This window comes from Bacillus cereus group sp. MYBK222-1 (genome assembly GCF_051916425.1).
In the GTDB taxonomy this organism is placed as follows: Bacteria; Bacillota; Bacilli; order Bacillales; family Bacillaceae_G; genus Bacillus_A; species Bacillus_A paranthracis.
The window spans coordinates 310,929-330,037 of sequence record NZ_JBQAGP010000004.1 but is presented as its reverse complement, the minus strand read 5'-3'; the positions used below and the strand labels follow the sequence as shown (position 1 = coordinate 330,037).

Below are 19,109 nucleotides of genomic sequence, written 5' to 3'. Positions count from 1 at the left end.
TTTTATCATAAGAATTAACGTAATATCAACCATATCCCACTCATATTGTAATAGTGTATGTCAGAACTCACGAGAAGGAGTGAACATAATGAGCTGCAATTGTAACGAAGATCATCAACATGATTTTGATTTCAACTGTGTATCTAATGTCGTTCGTTTTATACATGAACTACAAGAATGTGCAACGACAACATGCGGATCTGGTTGCGAGGTTCCATTTTTAGGAGCACATAATAGCGCATCCGTAGCAAATACGCGTCCTTTTATTTTATACACAAAAGCTGGAGTACCTTTTGAAGCATTCGCGCCATCTGCAAGCCTTACTAGCTGCCGCTCTCCAATTTTCCGTGTCGAGAGTATAGATGATGATGATTGTGCTGTATTGCGTGTATTAAGTGTCGTATTAGGTGATACCTCTCCTGTACCACCTACTGACGATCCAATCTGTACGTTTTTGGCTGTACCAAATGCAAGATTAATATCGACTAACACTTGTATTACTGTTGATTTAAGTTGCTTCTGCGCTATTCAATGCTTACGTGATGTTACGATTTAAAACTAAATAATGAGTTAAGCATGGATTGGGTGGCAGAATTATCTGCCACCCAATCCATGCTTAACGAGTATTATTATGTAAATTTCTTAAAATTGGGAACTTGTCTAGAACATAGAACCTGTCCTTTTCATTAACTGAAAGTAGAAACAGATAAAGGAGTGAAAAACATGTTCTCTTCTGATTGCGAATTTACGAAAATTGATTGCGAGGCAAAACCAGCTAGTACACTACCTGCCTTCGGTTTTGCTTTCAACGCGTCTGCACCTCAGTTCGCTTCACTATTTACACCACTACTATTACCTAGCGTAAGCCCCAATCCAAATATTCCTGTTCCTGTAATAAATGATACAGTAAGTGTCGGAGATGGCATTCGAATTCTACGAGCTGGTATTTATCAAATCAGTTATACATTAACAATTAGTCTTGATAACGTACCTACTGCACCAGAAGCTGGTCGTTTCTTCTTATCATTAGGTACACCAGCTAACATTATTCCTGGATCAGGTACAGCGGTTCGTTCTAACGTTATTGGTACTGGTGAAGTAGACGTATCCAGCGGTGTTATTCTTATTAACTTAAACCCTGGTGACTTAATTCAAATTGTACCAGTCGAGTTAATTGGAACTGTAGACATCCGTGCTGCAGCATTAACAGTTGCACAAATTAGCTAGTAAAAAGCGGTATTTCTAATACAGAAATACCGCTTTTTTATATGTATAATAAAAAACACTCACAGTAACATGAGTGTTTCATTCTTCATAGTGTTTTATTGTGTTCTTTTTTTTTCCACAATTACATCCCTTTTTCTTCACAAATCCTTGTTGCTGTAATTGTTCTTGATATGCCTGTTGTTGTGCTTGGTGTTGTTGCTGCATGTGATACCATTGCTGCAGGTCATATGAATTTTGCCTTGGATTATTGCTCACAGCAAACATCTCCTCTACTGTCAATTCTGTCTATTTACTATATGAACAACTCTTTATTTCCGTTCCCTCATTCTTTTAAACTCCGCTTTTTCTCGTATTATGGAAATATATTATTCTCCCATAAAATATCCTGTAATCGTTTCAATGATTGCTGCTGCTCCTGCAATAGCTAATAATGCAAGTAACGGCTCTGCAACGATCGGAATCCAATTATATAAGACTAATAAAAAAGCACTAACCCATACACCTGTACACCAATAACAGCTTAATAATTCGCCAACCCACTTTCTTAATCCTTTACCTTTTACTTTTGTAAAAGTTGATACACTTCCATCCGGCTCTGTAATTTCTAATTCATCAATAAATGGTCTTCGCAAAAAGCCTGTAATTTTATCATAAACAATTAAACGAGTGAGCCTAAAAGCAGCTAACGCGAAAATAAAAAATAAAAGCCAACTTGTAAACAGCATAATTCCACCTTCCCTTATCTTCTTTCGCCTATTTAAAAAAAAAGGTCTTGAGATTGTGACCAAATCTCCTCGACTCCAATATCTTATTAATGTAAATACAAACAAGAAGATAAGGAGTGACATTAATGAGTTGTAACGAAAATAAACACCATGGCTCTTCTCATTGTGTAGTTGACGTTGTAAAATTCATCAATGAATTACAAGATTGTTCTACAACAACGTGTGGATCTGGTTGTGAAATTCCATTTTTAGGTGCACACAATACTGCATCAGTAGCAAATACACGTCCTTTTATTTTATACACAAAAGCTGGAGTACCTTTTGAAGCATTTGCACCATCATCAAGCCTTACTAGCTGCCGATCTCCAATTTTCCGTGTGGAAAGCGTAGATGATGATAGCTGTGCTGTGCTACGTGTATTAAGTGTAGTATTAGGTGACGGTACTCCAGTACCACCTACTGATGATCCAATTTGTACGTTTTTAGCTGTACCAAATGCAAGACTAGTATCGACATCTACTTGTATTACTGTTGATTTAAGCTGTTTCTGTGCGATTCAATGCTTACGCGACGTTACTATCTAATAAGTGAAGTAAACTAAAAAACTATTGGGGTGGTAGAAGATTTCTACCACCTTTACATATTTAAAAGCCGGCCATATCAATCGATTTTATCTCCTCTATAGATAACCTAATATCTCTCATACTATTTGGCGGCATAATGGCTACAATTCCATTACGATACGAGATGATTGATCCAACATATGAGACTGTAGCTGTTTTTATTCTGCACCTTACTTTCGGAATATAATGAGGGCGATTTAATAAAAAATGAATTTTCTCTTCATTATTCATATCCTTAAATGATTTATTATACGGGACAGTTCTCACTGGTTCTTTCTGTTTCTGTTCCAGTTCCTCTTCTTCTTCTATTTTCTCTTCTACTTGTTGCTCTTTTTGCTCTTGTTGCTCTTCTATTACCTCTTCCACCGCACTACTTACAACATTTTCGTTTCTATTACTTTCCTCTTTTTGATCCTCATTTTCAAAGTTTGTTAAAATAATTCTTTTGATTTTCGGTGCAGCAAGTTCCAAACTTACTTGCGCAATATATAACAACGGTTTTCCAACTGTTGAACTTTTATTTTTATTCTTCACACTCGTCCCTCCCACTTCCATACGTAGCTGAATAAATCGTGTACTATTATACTTATATTCATAACGTGGTAAGAACTTTCGTTAAAAATCGTTCTTTCTAAGAACAAATAAAAAGGACAATCTCAACATGTAGAGATTGTCCTTTAAAATTAATATTATATTTATCCTAAGATATGATACCCTGAATCAACGTGAATGTTTTCTCCTGTTACGCCGCGTGCTAAATCACTGAATAAGAATACTGCTGTATCCCCAACTTCTTCTTGCGTTGTTGTACGACGAAGTGGTGCGCGCTCCTCAATTTCTCTTAAGATTGAGTTAAAGTCGCCTACACCTTTTGCAGATAACGTACGAATTGGACCTGCAGAAATAGCGTTAACGCGAATGCCATGTTGACCTAAATCGTTAGCTAAATATTTCACGCTCGCTTCTAATGAAGCTTTTGCTACACCCATAACGTTATAGTTTTTCACAACGCGCTCGCCGCCAAGATATGTTAACGTTAAAATATTTCCGCCTTCTGTCATTACTTTCTTCGCTTCTCTTGCTACAGCTGTTAAAGAGAATGCACTAATATTTTGTGCAAGTAAAAATCCATCGCGAGAAGTATCTACAAATTCACCTTTTAAGTCGTCACGATTTGCAAAAGCAATACAATGTGCTACACCGTGAATTGTACCAACTTCTTGTTTGATTGTTTCAAAGCAAGCTGTAAGTTCTTCATCATTTGTTACATCACAAGGTAATACAAGTGACTCTTGTCCTTCTAATGTATCCGCTAATTCACGAACGTTTCTCTCTAAACGTTCTCCTGCATATGTGAAGATTAATTTTGCACCTGCATTATGCAAAGAGCGAGCAATTCCCCATGCAATACTTCTTTGGTTCGCAACGCCCATAACAACAAATGTTTTCCCTTGTAATAGTTCCATGATATATCCTCCCAGAAATACTTATACTTGTTATTAGTACCTGATACTATAATTATAGTAACATAAAACCTCTTAAAGGCAAACAAAAAAGTCATTAACTGAAAATTGTTAATGACTTTTTGTTTCTATAAAAAAACGCTCTAATCCTTCTTCCCAAGAAGGCATTTGTAAAAAACCATTTAATCGCAGCATGTTATGTTGGAAAATAGAATATTTTGGTCTCGCTGCCGCCGATCCAAATTCTTCAGTTGAAACCGGTAATACATCCACTTTCATATTCGCATACGAAAATATTTTCTTTGCAAATTCAAACCAAGAACATGATCCTCTATTGGATACGTGATACGTACCGTATAAAGAAGTATGGATGAGCTTATTAATCATTACATTTAAATCCGCCACATACGTAGGAGAACCGATTTGATCCGCTACAACAGATACTTCTTCTCTTTCTTTCCCTAATCGCATCATCGTTTTCACAAAATTATTTCCATACTTACCATACAACCATGATGTACGAACGATAAAGTATTTATTATGTAACTCTTTGACGAACTGCTCTCCCGCATATTTAGAAGCCCCGTATATATTTATCGGCGCCGGATTATGAAATTCATCGTACCCTTCCGGTCTATCACCTTGAAATACATAATCCGTACTAATATAAACTAACTTTGCCTCCACTAATTGTGAGGCAACTGCTACATTTCGAGCCCCTATTGCATTTATTCTATAAGCAAGATCTCGTTCTTTCTCAGCTTGATCAACCTTCGTATACGCTGCACAATGAATAATGATATGTGGACTTATTTCTTGTACTACTTGCTGCACTTTGGATATATTTGTTATATCTAGTAACTTTTTATCAAATGGATATATGTCATATTCTTCAGGATTTAACTCTTCTTGTAGTTGCTTTCCCAATTGACCATTTGCTCCTGTTATGATAATCCGTTCTCTCATTTATATGCCCCTTACTTTTTTAATGGTTTCCACCATTCCTCATTCTTCTCATACCATTGCACCGTTTCTTGTAACCCTTGCTCAAACGTATACTTCGGTTCCCAATCAAATTCATTCTTCATTTTCTCTGCATCAATCGCATAACGGCGGTCGTGTCCTAAACGATCTGTCACATATTCAATATCCTTTTCCGTTTTTCCTAAGAGAGTAATAATTTGTTCCACAACATCTATATTTGTTTTTTCATTATTTCCACCTATATTATATACTTCTCCTATACGTCCCTTATGCAAAACAACGTCAATCGCACGACAATGATCCGTTACATGTAACCAATCTCTTACATTTAATCCATCGCCATATAACGGTAATTTTTTTCCTTCGAGCGCATTCGTAACCATTAACGGAATTAATTTTTCAGGATATTGATACGGCCCGTAGTTATTGGAACAACGCGTTACTATAACTGGTAATTGATATGTTTTATAATAAGATAAAGCTATCATATCGGCGCTCGCTTTGCTTGAAGAATATGGACTATTTGGAGCTAACGGGGTTTCCTCGGTAAATCGCCCTGTTTTTCCTAAAGAGCCATACACCTCATCCGTTGATACTTGCACGAGTTTAATATGCGGATATTTTTTTACTAATTCTAATAAGGTGACTGTCCCAATTACATTTGTATCATAAAAAGGAAGCGGATTTTCAATACTACGGTCCACATGTGATTCAGCTGCGAAATTGACAATGACTTGCACATCACGTTCCTTAATAACATGCTCCAGCAGCTCTCCATTTTGAATTTCACCTTTTACAAAATAGTAATTCGGATGATCTTGAATAGACTTTACATTATTTAAGTTTCCACTATATGTTAATGCATCGAAATTAATAATTTTATATGTTTCATAGCTTTGTAACATATAATGCACAAAATTACTTCCAATAAATCCGGCCCCACCTGTTACTAATATATTCATACACAACTCTCCTACTCAAAAACTATCTTCACATTCCTGAAGCGATGGTAATATTCGATCTTTATCAGACAAAATAGGGCTTGTTACCGGCCATGGAATTGCTAAGTCTTTATCATTCCAAAGTACCCCTGAGTCATGATTAGCACTATAATACTCATCTACTTTATACATAACAATAGTATGCGGGACAAGTGTACAAAAACCATGTGCAAATCCTTTTGGCACTAATAATTGCCGATGATTATCCGCGCTTAAAATATATCCTCTCCATTGTTTAAAAGTTGGTGAATCTTTTCGCAAATCAACGATAACGTCATAAATTGCTCCTTGCATAACTTGAATAAGTTTCGTTTGTGCTTTCGGATTTTTTTGAAAGTGTAACCCCCGAATCGTTCCCGCTTCTGTCGAATACGAAACATTATCCTGTACAAATGAATACGTAACTCCTAATGTTTCTAGCACCTTCTTATTATAACTTTCAGTAAAAAAGCCACGCTCATCTCCAAATAACCTCGGTTCTAACAATTTTGCGTCGGTAAAGTTTGTTTCTATAACTTCCATATTCTCACCTATTCTCCGTTAAACTGTTTACCAAAGTTTATATCCCGCGCTAACATATTCGCCCTTTGAAGAGAAACATGAGTTCCTGCATCAGTCCACCAACCGCTCATTTCATTATAAGTAAGTACCTCACGTTTTAAATACCAATTATTGATATCTGTAATTTCAAGCTCTCCCCTTGCGGAAGGTTTTAATTCTTTTATATAAGAAAAGACTTTCGAATCATACAAATAAATTCCTGTGACTGCATAGGAACTTTTCGGCTCTTTCGGCTTTTCTTCAATTTCAATTATTTTGCCGTTTTGAATATTTGCTACGCCAAATCTCTCCGGATCATCTACAGATTGCAGCAGTACTTTCGCACCTTCTTTTTGATTTGCAAACTCTTCAACATACGGACGAATATCATCCGAAAAAATATTATCACCTAATATAACTACCATGCGATCATTCCCAACGAAATCTTCACAAAGCCCTAATGCTTGCGCAATTCCACCAGCCTTATCTTGCACACGATACGTAAAGGACACGCCAAACTCTTGACCGCTTCCTAAAAAACTAACAACATCTCCCATATGCTCTTTACCTGTAATAATCATAATATCTGTAATCTCGCATTGTTTTAGCTTATATACCGCATGATAAATCATTGGATAGCGTCCAACAGGAAGCAAATGTTTATTCGTTACTTTCGTTATTGGGTATAACCTCGATCCAGTACCGCCTGCTAAAATAATCCCTTTCACTCTGCATCTCTCCCTTATGATGGAGATAATATATCTTTATACTGTTCTACAAACACTTTTCGATCTTTCTCATATGTATCCGCATCAAATTCATCTCCGTTATAATGAATACACCATAAATTTGATTGATTTGGGATACCAATTAAATAACCAGCCCTTTGAAACTCTAAAGACTGTGATACATCATAAAAGTGGAACCCTTGAAACAAATCTTCTCGCCACGGAATATCATACTGCGTTGCCATGAATAAGCCATCAATTGCCTGCACCGACATAAAAGATTGGCTTCCATAAAACCCCTGATCTAAATTTAATAGTTGATAATTCCGTCTTCTATACTCAATCACTTTCCCTACTAAATTTTTCCCTTCCCACCATATCCCGTTACTCGGTAAAAATTGGGCTCCAGCTACTCCAATTAAGCCGAGCTTTTCATTATCTTTAAACAGAGAAATAAGTGTATAAAACATCTCTCGATTAATAAGATAAGTGTCCTGATGTATATAAACCTTATACTTCGCGGGATATGAAAGCGCTCGGTTATATGCGCTTGCCATACTTTTCGCATCTCGTATCGGAAAAATTTGCACGACATAATCAGGGGGAACAAAAAGGTTTCTTATTTGTCTCTCGCATTGTTCAAATAGCTCTTCATTATTTACACAAACAACAACTAATATTGTACGATCCTTCATTTTGTAGCCCCTCTATTCGTCTTGATTTACATCTGACATATAGTTCTCCACAAATATCTTTCTATACTTGTCATAGTTGGTCATATTTACATCAATATGATAGTGAATGCACCACGCATCACGCTGTACAGGAACCCCAACTGTATAGCCAGCTTTTCTAAATTCAAATGACTGAGATACATCATAATAGTCAAACCCATCAAACAAGTCTTCTCGCCACGGAATATCGTATTGCGTTGCCATCAATAAACCGTCTATACATTCCACAGGCATAAATGTTTTTGACTCATGGTACGGTTGTTCTTGCGTTGCCATATAAAATAAATCGTTCATATAACCAATTACTTTCCCAACAACTCCCTTGCCTTCATTCCATATCCCGTTTGGAGGAACATACTGGGCTCCAATCATTCCAATCATTCCAAGATGTTCATGTTCGTTAAATAATTGAAGTAATCCGTATAAAAATGCCACATTCATAATGAAAACATCTTGGTGTATATATACTTTATATTTTGCTGGATGCGAAATCGCTTGATTATATCCGCTCGTCATACTTTTCGCATTCCGAATTGGCATAAATTGTACAATATATCCTGGAGGCACTGCCAATCTCAATATATGCCGTACACACTGTGCATACATTTTCCGATCATTTATACACGTAACAAATAATATTGTTTTTTCACCAGCACTCATAACTGTGATTTTTCTGCTTCAATAATATACTGAAATACGACCGTCTCAGCCATGAAGCCACTTCCAAGACGATATTTTTTACAAATGCCATATAATTCCTCAATAAGCGGTTCATACATTTTATGATCAACATATACACGATCTACTTTACTAATTGAATAGCCTGCTTTTAAAAACATTCGGAGCATTTCATTAAATGTAAAGAAACGAATATGCGTTTTATCTAATAAACCATATTCTGTATACGTCCAATTTCCAGCAAGTAAGGGAGCTAATACTGAAATGTGAGCAACGTTTGGTATACTTGCTAAAATCACACCATTTTCTTTTATATATGGCTTTACTTTTTCTATTACAGCCCAAGGATCAAATAAATGCTCTAATACGTCACCAAATATAACGCAATCAAATTGCTCCTCCTCGTACGGCATATCCATTGTTTCTATATCGCCTAAAACGACATGATCTAGTTTTTCTTTTGCTTGTTCTGCCGCCTCTGGGAATGCCTCAATTCCAGATACACGTGTGCCATTTTCTTTTATGGCAGCTCCCAATGCACCACTCGAGCAACCGATATCAAGAACTTCTTTCCATTCCTTTTTTATATGCTTTAATAAATTCGGATTCACTGCATTATAATAATGCCCAGACTTTTCTTCGTATAAAGAATTTTTTGGGGAATTCATTTTACACACTCCTTATGCAAATTGAATTTGAAATATAAATCTCATTTAAAGTCTATAAATGTAACCTGTACTAGTTACATTGCCGATACTTTACTATATAGCCAATCTATTAGAGTTAGAATCGCGATGAGCCATTTCTAAAAAAAGCTGCCTATAACGATTTATATTGTTTATCAAAAACACTCCGAAAATATTTGCGGTTATATTCGATTGCAGCATTATTTGGAACATAAGCAGCCGCTAATTCGTTGTAATAATAAGCTTTGTCTTGATCTCCTAACTTGCTATAACAAATACACATTTGTAAATAGGGAAGCCATGTGTAGCTCGCTGGACTATGAAATGGACTCTCCGTCGCCATTGGTACTTCCGTTGCAAGTTTAAACCAAAATATCGCTTCGTTATATTTTTGTTGTTCCATATATATATATCCTATTCTTGTACAATTCTCCCCTCTAGGAACATCATATCGAAACGACTTCACGCAAGATTCAATTGCCTTTTCCCATGATCCAAGCTTTGCATAGCAATCTCCTAACTTACCACATGCATAAATTTTCTCTTCATACCATCCTTCATCTTGATTAAGAAATGTTTCATATAGCATAACTGCATCATCATATTTTTGGTTATCCATAGATTCATTAGCGTAATAAAATAAATCTCTCGGACTCAATTCTTCTCCTGCAGCTACAGCATTTTGAAAAATTTTCAAATTACGATTTGTTACCTTTTTTTCTTTTTTATGTGTAATAGCAACATTACTACTAAAAGTTTCACCAGAAATAGCTAAATACTCATGAACCTTTCCAAACCATTGAAATTGTTTTTCACGCTTTACAAGTCGATTTCTTTTTGTACAATATAAAGGTTTCCCGCTAGAATCCAATGCAAGATGATACGGCATCGAAACAGCATCAATTTTAGGATCTAATTCTCTTTTTAAAAGTTTCAATGCTTCTTGAGCATCTTCTAATAATACGTCATCTGCATCTAGCCACAATATATATTCTTGCGTTGCTTTTGAAAAAGAAAAATTTCTTGCTGCTGCAAAATCATTAATCCATGGAAAGTCATATATGTTAGAGGTATATTGAGCTACAATTTCTTTCGTTCGATCAATGGAACCTGTATCAACTATAATAATTTCATCAACAATTTTTTCGACTGCATCTAAACATCGACCTATTGTATCTTCCTCATCTCGAACAATCATACATAAACTAATTGTAATTCCTTGCTTGTTCAACATAATCACCCTCTTCCAAATCAATCATATGTTATACATACAATAAACTTTCCACTTTTTTAACTTGCACAAGCAGTTTAAGATTTCTTTTCAATAATTCAAATGTCCGTGTCATTTTCTTTCGGTTTTGCATCTACTATATAATGAACGCTTTATGGAGGTGAATTTATGTCAAATAATAATTATTCAGATGGATTGAATCCCGATGAATCTTTATCAGCTAGTGCATTTGACCCTAATCTTGTAGGACCAACATTACCACCAATACCACCGTTTACCCTTCCGACTGGGCCAACTGGACCGACTGGACCAACTGGGCCGACTGGGCCAACTGTACCAACTGGGCCAACTGGGCCAACTGGACCGACTGGACCGACTGGGCCAACTGGTACAACTGGTACAACTGGACCAACTGGTGCTACTGGACCGACTGGGCCAACTGGTACAACTGGTACGACTGGACCAACTGGGCCAACTGGAGACACTGGTGCTACTGGATTAACTGGGCCAACTGGAGATACTGGACCAACTGGACTGACTGGGCCGACTGGTGCTACCGGACTGACTGGGCCGACTGGTGCTACCGGACTGACTGGGCCAACTGGGCCATCCGGGCTAGGACTTCCAGCAGGACTATATGCATTTAACTCCGGTGGGATTTCTTTAGATCTAGGAATTAATGATCCACTACCATTTAATACTGTTGGATCTCAGTTTGGTACAGCAATTTCTCAATTAGATGCTGATACTTTCGTAATTAGTGAAACTGGATTCTATAAAATCACTGTTATCGCTAATACTGCAACAGTCAGTGCATTAGGAGGTCTTACAATCCAAGTGAATGGAGTACCTGTACCAGGTACTGGATCAAGTTTAATCTCACTTGGAGCACCTATCGTTATTCAAGCAATTACGCAAATTACGACAACTCCATCATTAGTTGAAGTAATTGTTACAGGGCTTGGATTATCATTAGCTCTTGGTACGAGTGCATCCATTATTATTGAAAAAATCGCTTAAATTTTTACTTAGCAGTAAAACTGATATCAGTTTTACTGCTTTTTCATTGGTAAATTCAATCATTAAATCCTTCTTTTCTACATAGTCATAATGTTGTATGACATTCTTCAGGAGGCACTTATATGGAAAATAAATCGGCTGTCCAGCTTTATCTCGAGTTATTAAAGAAAACAATTTTATTTGAAATATGGTTGGAATACGAACCATACTTACCTGCTTCGTTACATATTTCTAAAGAACTATCATATGAACCAGTTACGGTTCCCCTTCCTTTATTTCTTAAGCAGTATATAGAAAATCACAATTTAAAAATCGTTAATCCTAACGTTTCAAACAATGAGCGTCAAGGTGGCAAGGATTGGCCAAGAGCTGCACATAGTATGGTTGGGCGAAAACGTATGAATCAATTACAAGAGGCGATGGAAACTGTAGTCAGGGAAAATATAGAAGGTGATTTTATTGAAACTGGTGTATGGCGCGGAGGATCATGCATTTTTATGAATGGGTTTTTACAAGCAAACAACATTAAGGATCGTACTGTATGGGTTGCCGATTCGTTTGAAGGTCTGCCCGCACCTAACTTAGAACAATATCCGAAAGATTACGGTGATTATTTGCACACATTCGATTACTTACGAGTTTCTTTAGAAACAGTGCAAGAAAACTTTAGAAAATATGATTTATTAAATGATCAGGTGAAATTTTTAAAGGGTTGGTTTAAAGATACATTGCCTTCAGCACCGATAGAAAAAATTGCAATTGCACGCCTTGATGGTGATATGTATGAATCAACGATGGATAGTCTTGTAAATTTATACGATAAAGTTTCAATAGGTGGCTTTATTATTATTGATGATTATGGACTGATAACATGCGCAGAGGCTGTAACAGATTTCAGAAGTGAAAGAAACATAAAAACTCCTATGACTCAAATCGATGATTTCGGTATTTTTTGGAGAAAAGAATAGAATAAAAAAATATTTAGTTGAGGGGTACTATTATACTACTAATTCATGAAAACCAATCTTGTAATGAATAAAAGCAAAGCTCCCCTCAATATAAAGTAGAAATTTCCTACTTTACTATAAGAAAGGTGTGAATTTTTTGAACGAAAATGAGAAAAAAATCACATTAATCCCACCTCCAGAACTTGTTCAATATGTAGGTGGTCATTTTGAAGAAGTTGGAAAAGAGTTTATGCAGTATTTTATTGAAATTGGCAATTTAAAATCAAATGAAACAGTGTTAGATGTAGGCTGTGGTATCGGCCGGATGGCGGTTCCATTAATGAACTATTTAAGCGATGATGGTAATTATTATGGATTTGACTTATTTAATAAAGGAATTACATGGTGCAAAAATAACATTTCAACACGCCGTAACAATTTCCATTTTGAACATGTCGATATATATAACCAATTCTACAATCCCGATGGAAAAGAAGATGCTTCCCAATACAAGTTTCCATATGAAGATGAATCATTCGATTTTATTTTTTTAACGTCTGTATTTACCCATCTTCTTCCGAAAGAATTAGAACATTACGTACGCGAGATTGCACGAGTTCTGAAAAAAGATGGGAGATGTTTTATTACTTTCTTTTTAATTAATCCTGAATCTTCCTATTACTTAAATGCAGGACTAAGTCCGTTAGGTTTTTACCATCAAATTGACAATTGTTATATTCTAAATAAAGATATCCCGAATTTCGCAGTTGCCTATCTTGAGGAAGATATTCGTACTCTATTAAATAAATATGGGCTAGAAATGCAGACTCCTCCCCATTATGGTTCATGGTGTGGCAGAACTGAACACACAAGTTATCAAGATATTATTCTTACACAGAAAATTTCTGAAAGGTAGTTGTATATGGAAAACATAAAAAATGTACCTCTCGTTTCCATCCTTATTCCTACCTATAATCGGCCACATTATTTTAAAATTGCTCTAGAAAGTGCATTAGCACAAACGTATTCAAATATTGAAATTATTGTAGGAGACGATAGCACAAATAATGAAACAGAAAAATTAATATACAGAGATTATTTACATAAGCATAAACATATAACGTACATTCGAAACCCCTCTACTTTAGGACAATTTCATAACGCCCTTATGCTTTTAGAACAATCAAATGGAGAGTACATAAATTTCTTAATGGACGATGATATATTTTATAATAATAAAATTGAAAAAATGATGTTTTATTTCCAAAAAGACTTAGATCAAAATCTCGCACTTATTACATCTTATCGTACTTGGATTAATGATGATGGAGAGATAATTGAACAACACCCCTCCATGAAAAGATTATATGATGAAGATACTCTATTAAATGGGAAAGATCTTGGAAACCATATGCTTATACTAGGGCAAAATATTATTGGTGAACCTACGACTGTACTCTTTCGAAAACGCCTATTAACAGAACCTTTCGGTACTTTAAATGGTAGAAATTATAATTGTAGTGTGGATATGGCTTCTTGGATCAGTTTACTTTCCAAAGGTGATGCAATCTATATTACGGAACCTTTAAGTTCTTTCCGCCTTCATACGGGACAGCAAGTACATCTCAAATACCTTGAAGGCTGCGAAGATTTTTCACATCTCGTTTTACATTCAAAAAAATATGGTTTCCTACAAGAGATTGACTATTACAAAACGAGTCTGTTAAAAGCTTGCGAATGGTATAAAAACGCTACAACATTTTATCAACTATATCCAGAGCTCATTCCAACGACTGATACACATATACGCCTTTCTCATTGTTTGAATATAGTTACAAAAGAACTCCGTGCCATATAGTCCATCACACGGTAGGTACTATTCCTTCCGTGTGATGTATGACTTCCCACAAATAGTGGAATAAATGTATGCATAGTCTGCTTGTATATTATTTTTATCATGACATGATCCATATATTTACTAGGCGATAGAAAGGAATACACACATTGAAAGATCCAAATTCTCAATATCAAATAGACTACGTATTACTATTCATTTTATTTGCCATTGGGATTGTTAGTTGCTTTGCAATTGCAAGTGCACAAGCCTCTTTACCACCATTTTTGCAAAATGTAAATTTTGTATTAAAACAAATCCAGTGGTACTTCATTGGATTCATAGCCATTGGTGTTATTATGATTATCGATTTCGATCGTTATCAAAAAATTGCTTGGTATTTATATAGCTTTGCATTGGTACTACTAATTGGACTAGAACTTCAAGTACCAGGTGCCATTACAATTAAAGGTGCGACCGCTTGGTACAGGCTCCCAGGCATCGGAAATTTCCAGCCTTCCGAAATTATGAAGTTGTTTTTAATTATCGTCACCGGACGAATTATAGCCAATCACAATGAGAAATATTTTTACCGAACAATACACGACGATTTTCTATTACTCGGAAAAATATGCGCAACAAGTTTGCCGCCACTACTACTTATTGCAAAAGAACCTGATTTAGGAAACACAATGGTAATTTCAGCTATGCTCGCAGCAATGATATTAGTTTCTGGTATACGTTGGCGTTTTATTTTCGGGTTAGTTTCTGGTATTTTTGCAGTTGGCGTTACATTAACGTATATTTTTTTTACTCATACAAAATTCTTTAAAGCACACATTTTACAAGAATATCAATTAAATCGCTTCTACGGCTGGTTAGCTCCATACAAATATGATGCGCAAGGCTATCAATTAAGACAAGCTTTCTTAGCTACTGGATCAGGAGAAATGCAAGGAAAAGGTTGGGAAAATGGACAAGTATACTTTCCAGAACCACATACAGATTTTATTTTCACGAATGTCGCTGAGCAATTCGGATTTTTAGGCGCAAGCGTCATTATTGCACTTTTTTTCCTACTTATTTTCCGCATGATTCATATCGCTATAGAAAGTAATGACCCTTTCGGTAGTTACATCTGCGCTGGTACAATCGGAATGTTTACTTTTCAAGTATTTCAAAATATCGGGATGACAATCGGACTACTACCTATTACAGGAATCACATTACCCCTTATGAGCTACGGAGGAAGCTCCTTACTCACATACATGATAGCGATTGGATTTGTTTTAAACGTCCGCTCAAGAACGAAAATCTTTATGTTCAACTGAAGCACAAAAACGGTATATTTTTATCTCTATCCTTTTTTAGATATACTAATGAAAAATATGATGGAGGTTTAAATATGAAATATGACATTATAGGGGATATTCATGGATGCTTCCAAGAGTTTCAAGATTTAACGAAAAAACTCGGATATAACTGGAATAGTGACTTACCGATTCACCCTGATCAACGCAAGCTTGCTTTTGTTGGCGATATCACAGATCGCGGTCCTCATTCATTACGTATGGTTGAAATTGTATGGGAACTTGTCATAAATAAAAAAGTAGCGTATTACGCTCCGGGAAATCACTGCAATAAACTATACCGATTTTTCCTTGGACGTAATGTGACAATCGCTCATGGACTCGAAACAACTGTTGCCGAATATGAAGCACTACCTTCTCATCAACAAAACATGATAAAAGAAAAGTTCATCACACTTTACGAGCAATCCCCTTTATATCACGTACTCGATGAGAAAAGGTTACTCGTGTGTCACGCCGGCATTCGGCAAGATTACATAGGAAGACAAGATAAAAGAGTACAAACCTTTGTATTGTATGGCGATATCACTGGAGAAAAACATGCTGACGGTTCACCTGTCCGTCGCGACTGGGCGAAGGAGTATAAAGGAACATCTTGGGTTGTATATGGACATACACCCGTAAAAGAACCTCGCTTTGTAAATCATACAGTCAATATTGACACTGGTGCTGTATTTGGTGGCAAACTAACTGGACTACGTTATCCTGAAATGGAGATTGTTTCCGTTCCTTCCTCCCTGCCTTTTGTCCCTGAGAAATTCCGCCCAATTTCATAACTCATATGTGTAAGGATTACCGTATCTTTTAGGCGTCTCTCATATAAAGTGAAACTTTAATCAGCCCTCACCAATCCCACTTTAATGGGCAGCCCGCCCATTAAAGTGGGATAAAAATTGGGTAAAGTCATTAAAAAAAGATGCAATAAAGTGCATCTTTTTTTAATGACACGGCATATACTGTCGCAGGAGGTGACAGAATGAAGAAAAAATCTTCTAAACAAAAAAGAAAATGCCCGCCTTTTTATCTGCCCATGTACGGAATTAACAACTGGTGCAGCATTCGAGCTGCAGCTGTAGAAGAACTGGAAGAACAAGAGGCTTCCACAAAAAACAAAGATAGACCAAAATATGTCTCATTACAGAACGCTGTAATGAGCCGTATAATTGATAATAGAAAAGCAAAGATGCAGCAAAAAAATAAACCTCTCTCTACTCATATTGAGCAGATTGTGCCTTCTGAGCAAGTAGAGAAGAATACAGAAGAAAACAGCCCTGTAGCAATAAATAAAAAAGCGGAAGCAGAAATTCCAGCTGCTATTATAAATCAAGTAAAAAAAATTAAAGAAGCATTAGCACCATCAGGTGATATACAAACAGAAAAAACGATTATCATTCAGACCCCTACATCTGAAAATACAAAAGTAAAAAAAGATGGGCGGTATGCATATGCAGAGGGTCTTCACTCTCATGCAGAGGGTACAGCTTCACATGCAGAAGGACTTCTGACACATGCAAAAGGTTCTTTCTCTCATGCAGAAGGATCAAAAACGACAGCAACTGGACATAGTTCCCATAGTGAAGGAAGTGAAACGACAGCAGGTGGCTCCTATTCTCATGCGGAAGGTAAACATACAATCGCTTTAGGCGAAGCAGCACATGCAGAAGGAACCGCGACTATCGCTAACGGATTCTCTTCTCATGCGGAAGGTAATCATACATCAACAGCTCATTTTGCAGGTAGCCATATTATGGGGCGCTTCGGCACAGCAGATGAATCTTATTCTTGGTTTATTGCAAACGGCACAAATGAAACCGATCATAATATCGGTGCAAAGTGGCTTGCTCATAATGGAGAAATGTACATTGAGGGCGCTTCTTACAATGCAAGCGGAACTGATTTTGCGCAAATGTTTGAAACAGTAGACAATACTTTTATTGATGTAGGTTATTTCGTTACATTTAGTAGCGAAGAAAAAATTCGAATCGCTACTTCAAACGATTCATTCATCTTAGGAATATCTAGTGCCACCCCCGCTCTTATAGGAAATAGCGGTGCTTTAAGTTGGCAAAAACGCTATAAAACGGATAGCTTCGGAAAACGTCAATATGTACGTACGGAATCGCAAGACATACAACCTCTTTTAAATACAGAATGGGATCCAGCTTGCAAATATATAGCAAGAAAAGACCGTAACGAGTGGCTTCCTGTCGGATTAATTGGACAAATGTTAGTACGTGATGACGGTACTTGCGAAACGCATGGATATTGTCGTCCAAATAACGATGGCATTGCTACAAAATCTGAAAGTGGCTTTTTCGTTATAAAGCGCACGGGCGACAATCAAATTTTAATATTATTCCGCTAAGAAAAAGGGAACAAAATTCTTCATTACATAAGAATTTTGTTCCCTTTTTAAGTATGTCTTAATACCGCTTGCATATCGCTTGGAATCGGTGTAGTGAAAGACATTTCTTTCTCTAAAATAGGATGATAAAACGTCAAGGATGTACTGTGAAGCGCTTGTCGTTTCATTTCATCTCTTTTTCCACCATATAAATTATCGCCAAGTAGCGGATGTCCTATGTACGCCATATGCACACGAATTTGATGCGTTCTCCCTGTATCGAGCTCAAGTGATACGTGCGTCTTATGATTGACGCTATCGATCACTCTAAAATGAGTAACGGCTCTTTGCCCCTCCTCACAAACGGTTCGCTCAATAATGCTATCCGATTTTCGTCCAATCGGTGCGTCAATCGTTCCTTCTCTTTCTACCATCTCACCGTGAACAATCGCTTCATACGTTCTTTTCACAGCTTTTTGTTGATGCTGTTTCGATAAAAGATGATGTACGAAACGATTTTTTGCAATAAGCATAAGCCCTGAAGTATCACGATCTAACCTCGTTACGATGTGCACCGTACTTGTAAGATGTCGCTTATCATAATGAGATAAGAGCGCATTCGCAACACTTCCTGCCGGATGTTCTCTAGACGGGATCGTTGACATGTTTGCCTCTTTGTTTATGACAAGAACTGCATCATCTTCATATACGATACATAAAGGAATATCTTCAGCAATCATCCCTTCACTTCTTTCCTCTACTGGAAAAAAGACACGTAATTCTTCACCAGCTTGCAACTGATGACGAACGCTCGCATGTTGACCATTTACTTCTATAGATCCGCCATGAAACTTTATATCCGTTAATGCGGCTTTGGAGATCCCTTTTGTTTTTAAAAATTCTCTAACTAAAGTTCCTTCCTCAGCCGAGTCTATATCCCATTTCAATGTAAATCTGTTCAAATATATAAACCC

General features: G+C 36.5%; 23 protein-coding genes. 10 read left to right on the top strand and 13 right to left on the bottom strand.

All coding sequences use genetic code 11. The features are described 5' to 3' along the window. Positions 1-88: 88 nt before the first annotated feature. Positions 89-556, top strand: coding sequence for a spore coat protein CotY (gene cotY, locus ACTFR9_RS20405; protein WP_001277716.1), 468 nt, complete (start codon positions 89-91; stop codon positions 554-556). Between the two features lie 167 nt (positions 557-723). Beyond that, a complete protein-coding gene (exsF, locus tag ACTFR9_RS20400) occupies positions 724-1,227 on the top strand; it encodes an exosporium protein ExsF (RefSeq protein ID WP_000492931.1) in 504 nt (167 codons plus the stop codon). A 78-nt stretch (positions 1,228-1,305) separates the two neighbouring features. Here the strand turns inward: exsF and ACTFR9_RS20395 are convergent, their stop codons facing one another. Both ACTFR9_RS20395 and ACTFR9_RS20390 read right to left on the bottom strand, forming a co-directional pair. Then, positions 1,306-1,491 (bottom strand): hypothetical protein, encoded by a 186-nt coding sequence (locus ACTFR9_RS20395; protein WP_011181560.1) that lies wholly within the window; start codon positions 1,489-1,491, stop codon positions 1,306-1,308. 101 nt (positions 1,492-1,592) lie between these two features. Further along, positions 1,593-1,952, bottom strand: coding sequence for a DUF1360 domain-containing protein (locus ACTFR9_RS20390; RefSeq protein ID WP_000899670.1), 360 nt, complete (start codon positions 1,950-1,952; stop codon positions 1,593-1,595). Between the two features lie 125 nt (positions 1,953-2,077). Between ACTFR9_RS20390 and exsY the strand changes: the two genes are divergently transcribed. Next, the gene (gene exsY, locus ACTFR9_RS20385; protein WP_001277736.1) at positions 2,078-2,536 is read left to right on the top strand and encodes an exosporium assembly protein ExsY; all 459 of its coding nucleotides are present in this window, start codon (positions 2,078-2,080) and stop codon (positions 2,534-2,536) included. A gap of 60 nt (positions 2,537-2,596) precedes the next feature. On the opposite strand, the gene ACTFR9_RS20380 is transcribed toward exsY, so the two are convergent. From ACTFR9_RS20380 to ACTFR9_RS20335, 10 genes are all read right to left on the bottom strand, one after another. Beyond that, positions 2,597-3,130 carry a spore coat CotO family protein gene (locus ACTFR9_RS20380; RefSeq protein ID WP_074532198.1) on the bottom strand — a complete coding sequence of 178 codons (534 nt, stop codon included), beginning with the start codon at positions 3,128-3,130 and terminating at the stop codon, positions 2,597-2,599. A 140-nt stretch (positions 3,131-3,270) separates the two neighbouring features. Next, a complete protein-coding gene (gene fabI, locus ACTFR9_RS20375) occupies positions 3,271-4,041 on the bottom strand; it encodes an enoyl-ACP reductase FabI (RefSeq protein ID WP_000421886.1) in 771 nt (256 codons plus the stop codon). 108 nt (positions 4,042-4,149) lie between these two features. Beyond that, positions 4,150-5,004: a dTDP-4-dehydrorhamnose reductase gene (gene rfbD, locus ACTFR9_RS20370; RefSeq protein WP_074532201.1), complete on the bottom strand. Its 855-nt coding sequence runs from the start codon at positions 5,002-5,004 to the stop codon at positions 4,150-4,152. An 11-nt stretch (positions 5,005-5,015) separates the two neighbouring features. Continuing rightward, positions 5,016-5,984 (bottom strand): dTDP-glucose 4,6-dehydratase, encoded by a 969-nt coding sequence (gene rfbB / locus ACTFR9_RS20365; RefSeq protein ID WP_001024147.1) that lies wholly within the window; start codon positions 5,982-5,984, stop codon positions 5,016-5,018. Between the two features lie 15 nt (positions 5,985-5,999). Beyond that, positions 6,000-6,545, bottom strand: coding sequence for a dTDP-4-dehydrorhamnose 3,5-epimerase (gene rfbC, locus ACTFR9_RS20360; protein ID WP_000451992.1), 546 nt, complete (start codon positions 6,543-6,545; stop codon positions 6,000-6,002). Positions 6,546-6,553: 8 nt separating this feature from the next. Next, positions 6,554-7,291, bottom strand: coding sequence for a sugar phosphate nucleotidyltransferase (locus ACTFR9_RS20355; protein ID WP_000676174.1), 738 nt, complete (start codon positions 7,289-7,291; stop codon positions 6,554-6,556). Positions 7,292-7,305: 14 nt separating this feature from the next. Then, positions 7,306-7,986: a glycosyltransferase family protein gene (locus ACTFR9_RS20350; RefSeq protein WP_000654997.1), complete on the bottom strand. Its 681-nt coding sequence runs from the start codon at positions 7,984-7,986 to the stop codon at positions 7,306-7,308. A 12-nt stretch (positions 7,987-7,998) separates the two neighbouring features. Continuing rightward, entirely contained in the window at positions 7,999-8,685 is a 687-nt protein-coding gene (locus ACTFR9_RS20345) for a glycosyltransferase family protein (RefSeq protein ID WP_001272381.1), read from the bottom strand. Next, positions 8,682-9,371: a class I SAM-dependent methyltransferase gene (locus ACTFR9_RS20340; RefSeq protein WP_229136476.1), complete on the bottom strand. Its 690-nt coding sequence runs from the start codon at positions 9,369-9,371 to the stop codon at positions 8,682-8,684. The genes ACTFR9_RS20345 and ACTFR9_RS20340 overlap by 4 nt, the downstream gene beginning before the upstream one ends. A gap of 151 nt (positions 9,372-9,522) precedes the next feature. After that, a complete protein-coding gene (locus tag ACTFR9_RS20335) occupies positions 9,523-10,623 on the bottom strand; it encodes a glycosyltransferase (protein ID WP_000932900.1) in 1,101 nt (366 codons plus the stop codon). Between the two features lie 165 nt (positions 10,624-10,788). Between ACTFR9_RS20335 and ACTFR9_RS20330 the strand changes: the two genes are divergently transcribed. The 7 genes from ACTFR9_RS20330 (at position 10,789) to ACTFR9_RS20300 (ending at position 18,156) form a co-directional block, all read left to right on the top strand. After that, complete coding sequence (locus tag ACTFR9_RS20330; protein WP_048557233.1) at positions 10,789-11,640, top strand: BclA C-terminal domain-containing protein; 852 nt, start codon at positions 10,789-10,791, stop codon at positions 11,638-11,640. A gap of 122 nt (positions 11,641-11,762) precedes the next feature. Then, a complete protein-coding gene (locus ACTFR9_RS20325; protein ID WP_000428847.1) occupies positions 11,763-12,608 on the top strand; it encodes a TylF/MycF family methyltransferase in 846 nt (281 codons plus the stop codon). Between the two features lie 136 nt (positions 12,609-12,744). Then, on the top strand, positions 12,745-13,503 hold the full coding sequence (locus tag ACTFR9_RS20320) for a class I SAM-dependent methyltransferase (protein ID WP_229136475.1): 759 nt from the start codon (positions 12,745-12,747) through the stop codon (positions 13,501-13,503). Between the two features lie 6 nt (positions 13,504-13,509). Next, positions 13,510-14,445, top strand: a complete 936-nt coding sequence (locus tag ACTFR9_RS20315) for a glycosyltransferase family 2 protein (protein WP_000427736.1) — start codon at positions 13,510-13,512, stop codon at positions 14,443-14,445. A 146-nt stretch (positions 14,446-14,591) separates the two neighbouring features. Then, positions 14,592-15,752 (top strand): FtsW/RodA/SpoVE family cell cycle protein, encoded by a 1,161-nt coding sequence (locus tag ACTFR9_RS20310; protein ID WP_000654709.1) that lies wholly within the window; start codon positions 14,592-14,594, stop codon positions 15,750-15,752. Between the two features lie 74 nt (positions 15,753-15,826). Then, a complete protein-coding gene (gene prpE, locus ACTFR9_RS20305) occupies positions 15,827-16,567 on the top strand; it encodes a bis(5'-nucleosyl)-tetraphosphatase PrpE (protein ID WP_098946654.1) in 741 nt (246 codons plus the stop codon). Between the two features lie 200 nt (positions 16,568-16,767). After that, a complete protein-coding gene (locus tag ACTFR9_RS20300; RefSeq protein WP_076874071.1) occupies positions 16,768-18,156 on the top strand; it encodes a peptidase G2 autoproteolytic cleavage domain-containing protein in 1,389 nt (462 codons plus the stop codon). Between the two features lie 47 nt (positions 18,157-18,203). Here ACTFR9_RS20300 and ACTFR9_RS20295 read toward each other — a convergent pair whose 3' ends face one another. Further along, a complete protein-coding gene (locus ACTFR9_RS20295; protein ID WP_001079095.1) occupies positions 18,204-19,097 on the bottom strand; it encodes an RluA family pseudouridine synthase in 894 nt (297 codons plus the stop codon). Positions 19,098-19,109: the final 12 nt, after the last annotated feature.

Coding starts and splice junctions, on each gene's coding strand:
- ACTFR9_RS20380 (WP_074532198.1), bottom strand. CDS start 3,130: ATGGAAGTGGGAGGGACGAGTGTGAAGAATAAAAATAAAAGTTCAACA.
- ACTFR9_RS20340 (WP_229136476.1), bottom strand. CDS start 9,371: ATGAATTCCCCAAAAAATTCTTTATACGAAGAAAAGTCTGGGCATTAT.
- exsF (WP_000492931.1), top strand. CDS start 724: ATGTTCTCTTCTGATTGCGAATTTACGAAAATTGATTGCGAGGCAAAA.
- ACTFR9_RS20330 (WP_048557233.1), top strand. CDS start 10,789: ATGTCAAATAATAATTATTCAGATGGATTGAATCCCGATGAATCTTTA.
- ACTFR9_RS20350 (WP_000654997.1), bottom strand. CDS start 7,986: ATGAAGGATCGTACAATATTAGTTGTTGTTTGTGTAAATAATGAAGAG.
- rfbD (WP_074532201.1), bottom strand. CDS start 5,004: ATGAGAGAACGGATTATCATAACAGGAGCAAATGGTCAATTGGGAAAG.
- prpE (WP_098946654.1), top strand. CDS start 15,827: ATGAAATATGACATTATAGGGGATATTCATGGATGCTTCCAAGAGTTT.
- ACTFR9_RS20325 (WP_000428847.1), top strand. CDS start 11,763: ATGGAAAATAAATCGGCTGTCCAGCTTTATCTCGAGTTATTAAAGAAA.
- rfbB (WP_001024147.1), bottom strand. CDS start 5,984: ATGAATATATTAGTAACAGGTGGGGCCGGATTTATTGGAAGTAATTTT.
- cotY (WP_001277716.1), top strand. CDS start 89: ATGAGCTGCAATTGTAACGAAGATCATCAACATGATTTTGATTTCAAC.
- ACTFR9_RS20390 (WP_000899670.1), bottom strand. CDS start 1,952: ATGCTGTTTACAAGTTGGCTTTTATTTTTTATTTTCGCGTTAGCTGCT.
- fabI (WP_000421886.1), bottom strand. CDS start 4,041: ATGGAACTATTACAAGGGAAAACATTTGTTGTTATGGGCGTTGCGAAC.
- ACTFR9_RS20300 (WP_076874071.1), top strand. CDS start 16,768: ATGAAGAAAAAATCTTCTAAACAAAAAAGAAAATGCCCGCCTTTTTAT.
- ACTFR9_RS20335 (WP_000932900.1), bottom strand. CDS start 10,623: ATGTTGAACAAGCAAGGAATTACAATTAGTTTATGTATGATTGTTCGA.
- rfbC (WP_000451992.1), bottom strand. CDS start 6,545: ATGGAAGTTATAGAAACAAACTTTACCGACGCAAAATTGTTAGAACCG.
- exsY (WP_001277736.1), top strand. CDS start 2,078: ATGAGTTGTAACGAAAATAAACACCATGGCTCTTCTCATTGTGTAGTT.
- ACTFR9_RS20315 (WP_000427736.1), top strand. CDS start 13,510: ATGGAAAACATAAAAAATGTACCTCTCGTTTCCATCCTTATTCCTACC.
- ACTFR9_RS20345 (WP_001272381.1), bottom strand. CDS start 8,685: ATGAGTGCTGGTGAAAAAACAATATTATTTGTTACGTGTATAAATGAT.
- ACTFR9_RS20395 (WP_011181560.1), bottom strand. CDS start 1,491: ATGTTTGCTGTGAGCAATAATCCAAGGCAAAATTCATATGACCTGCAG.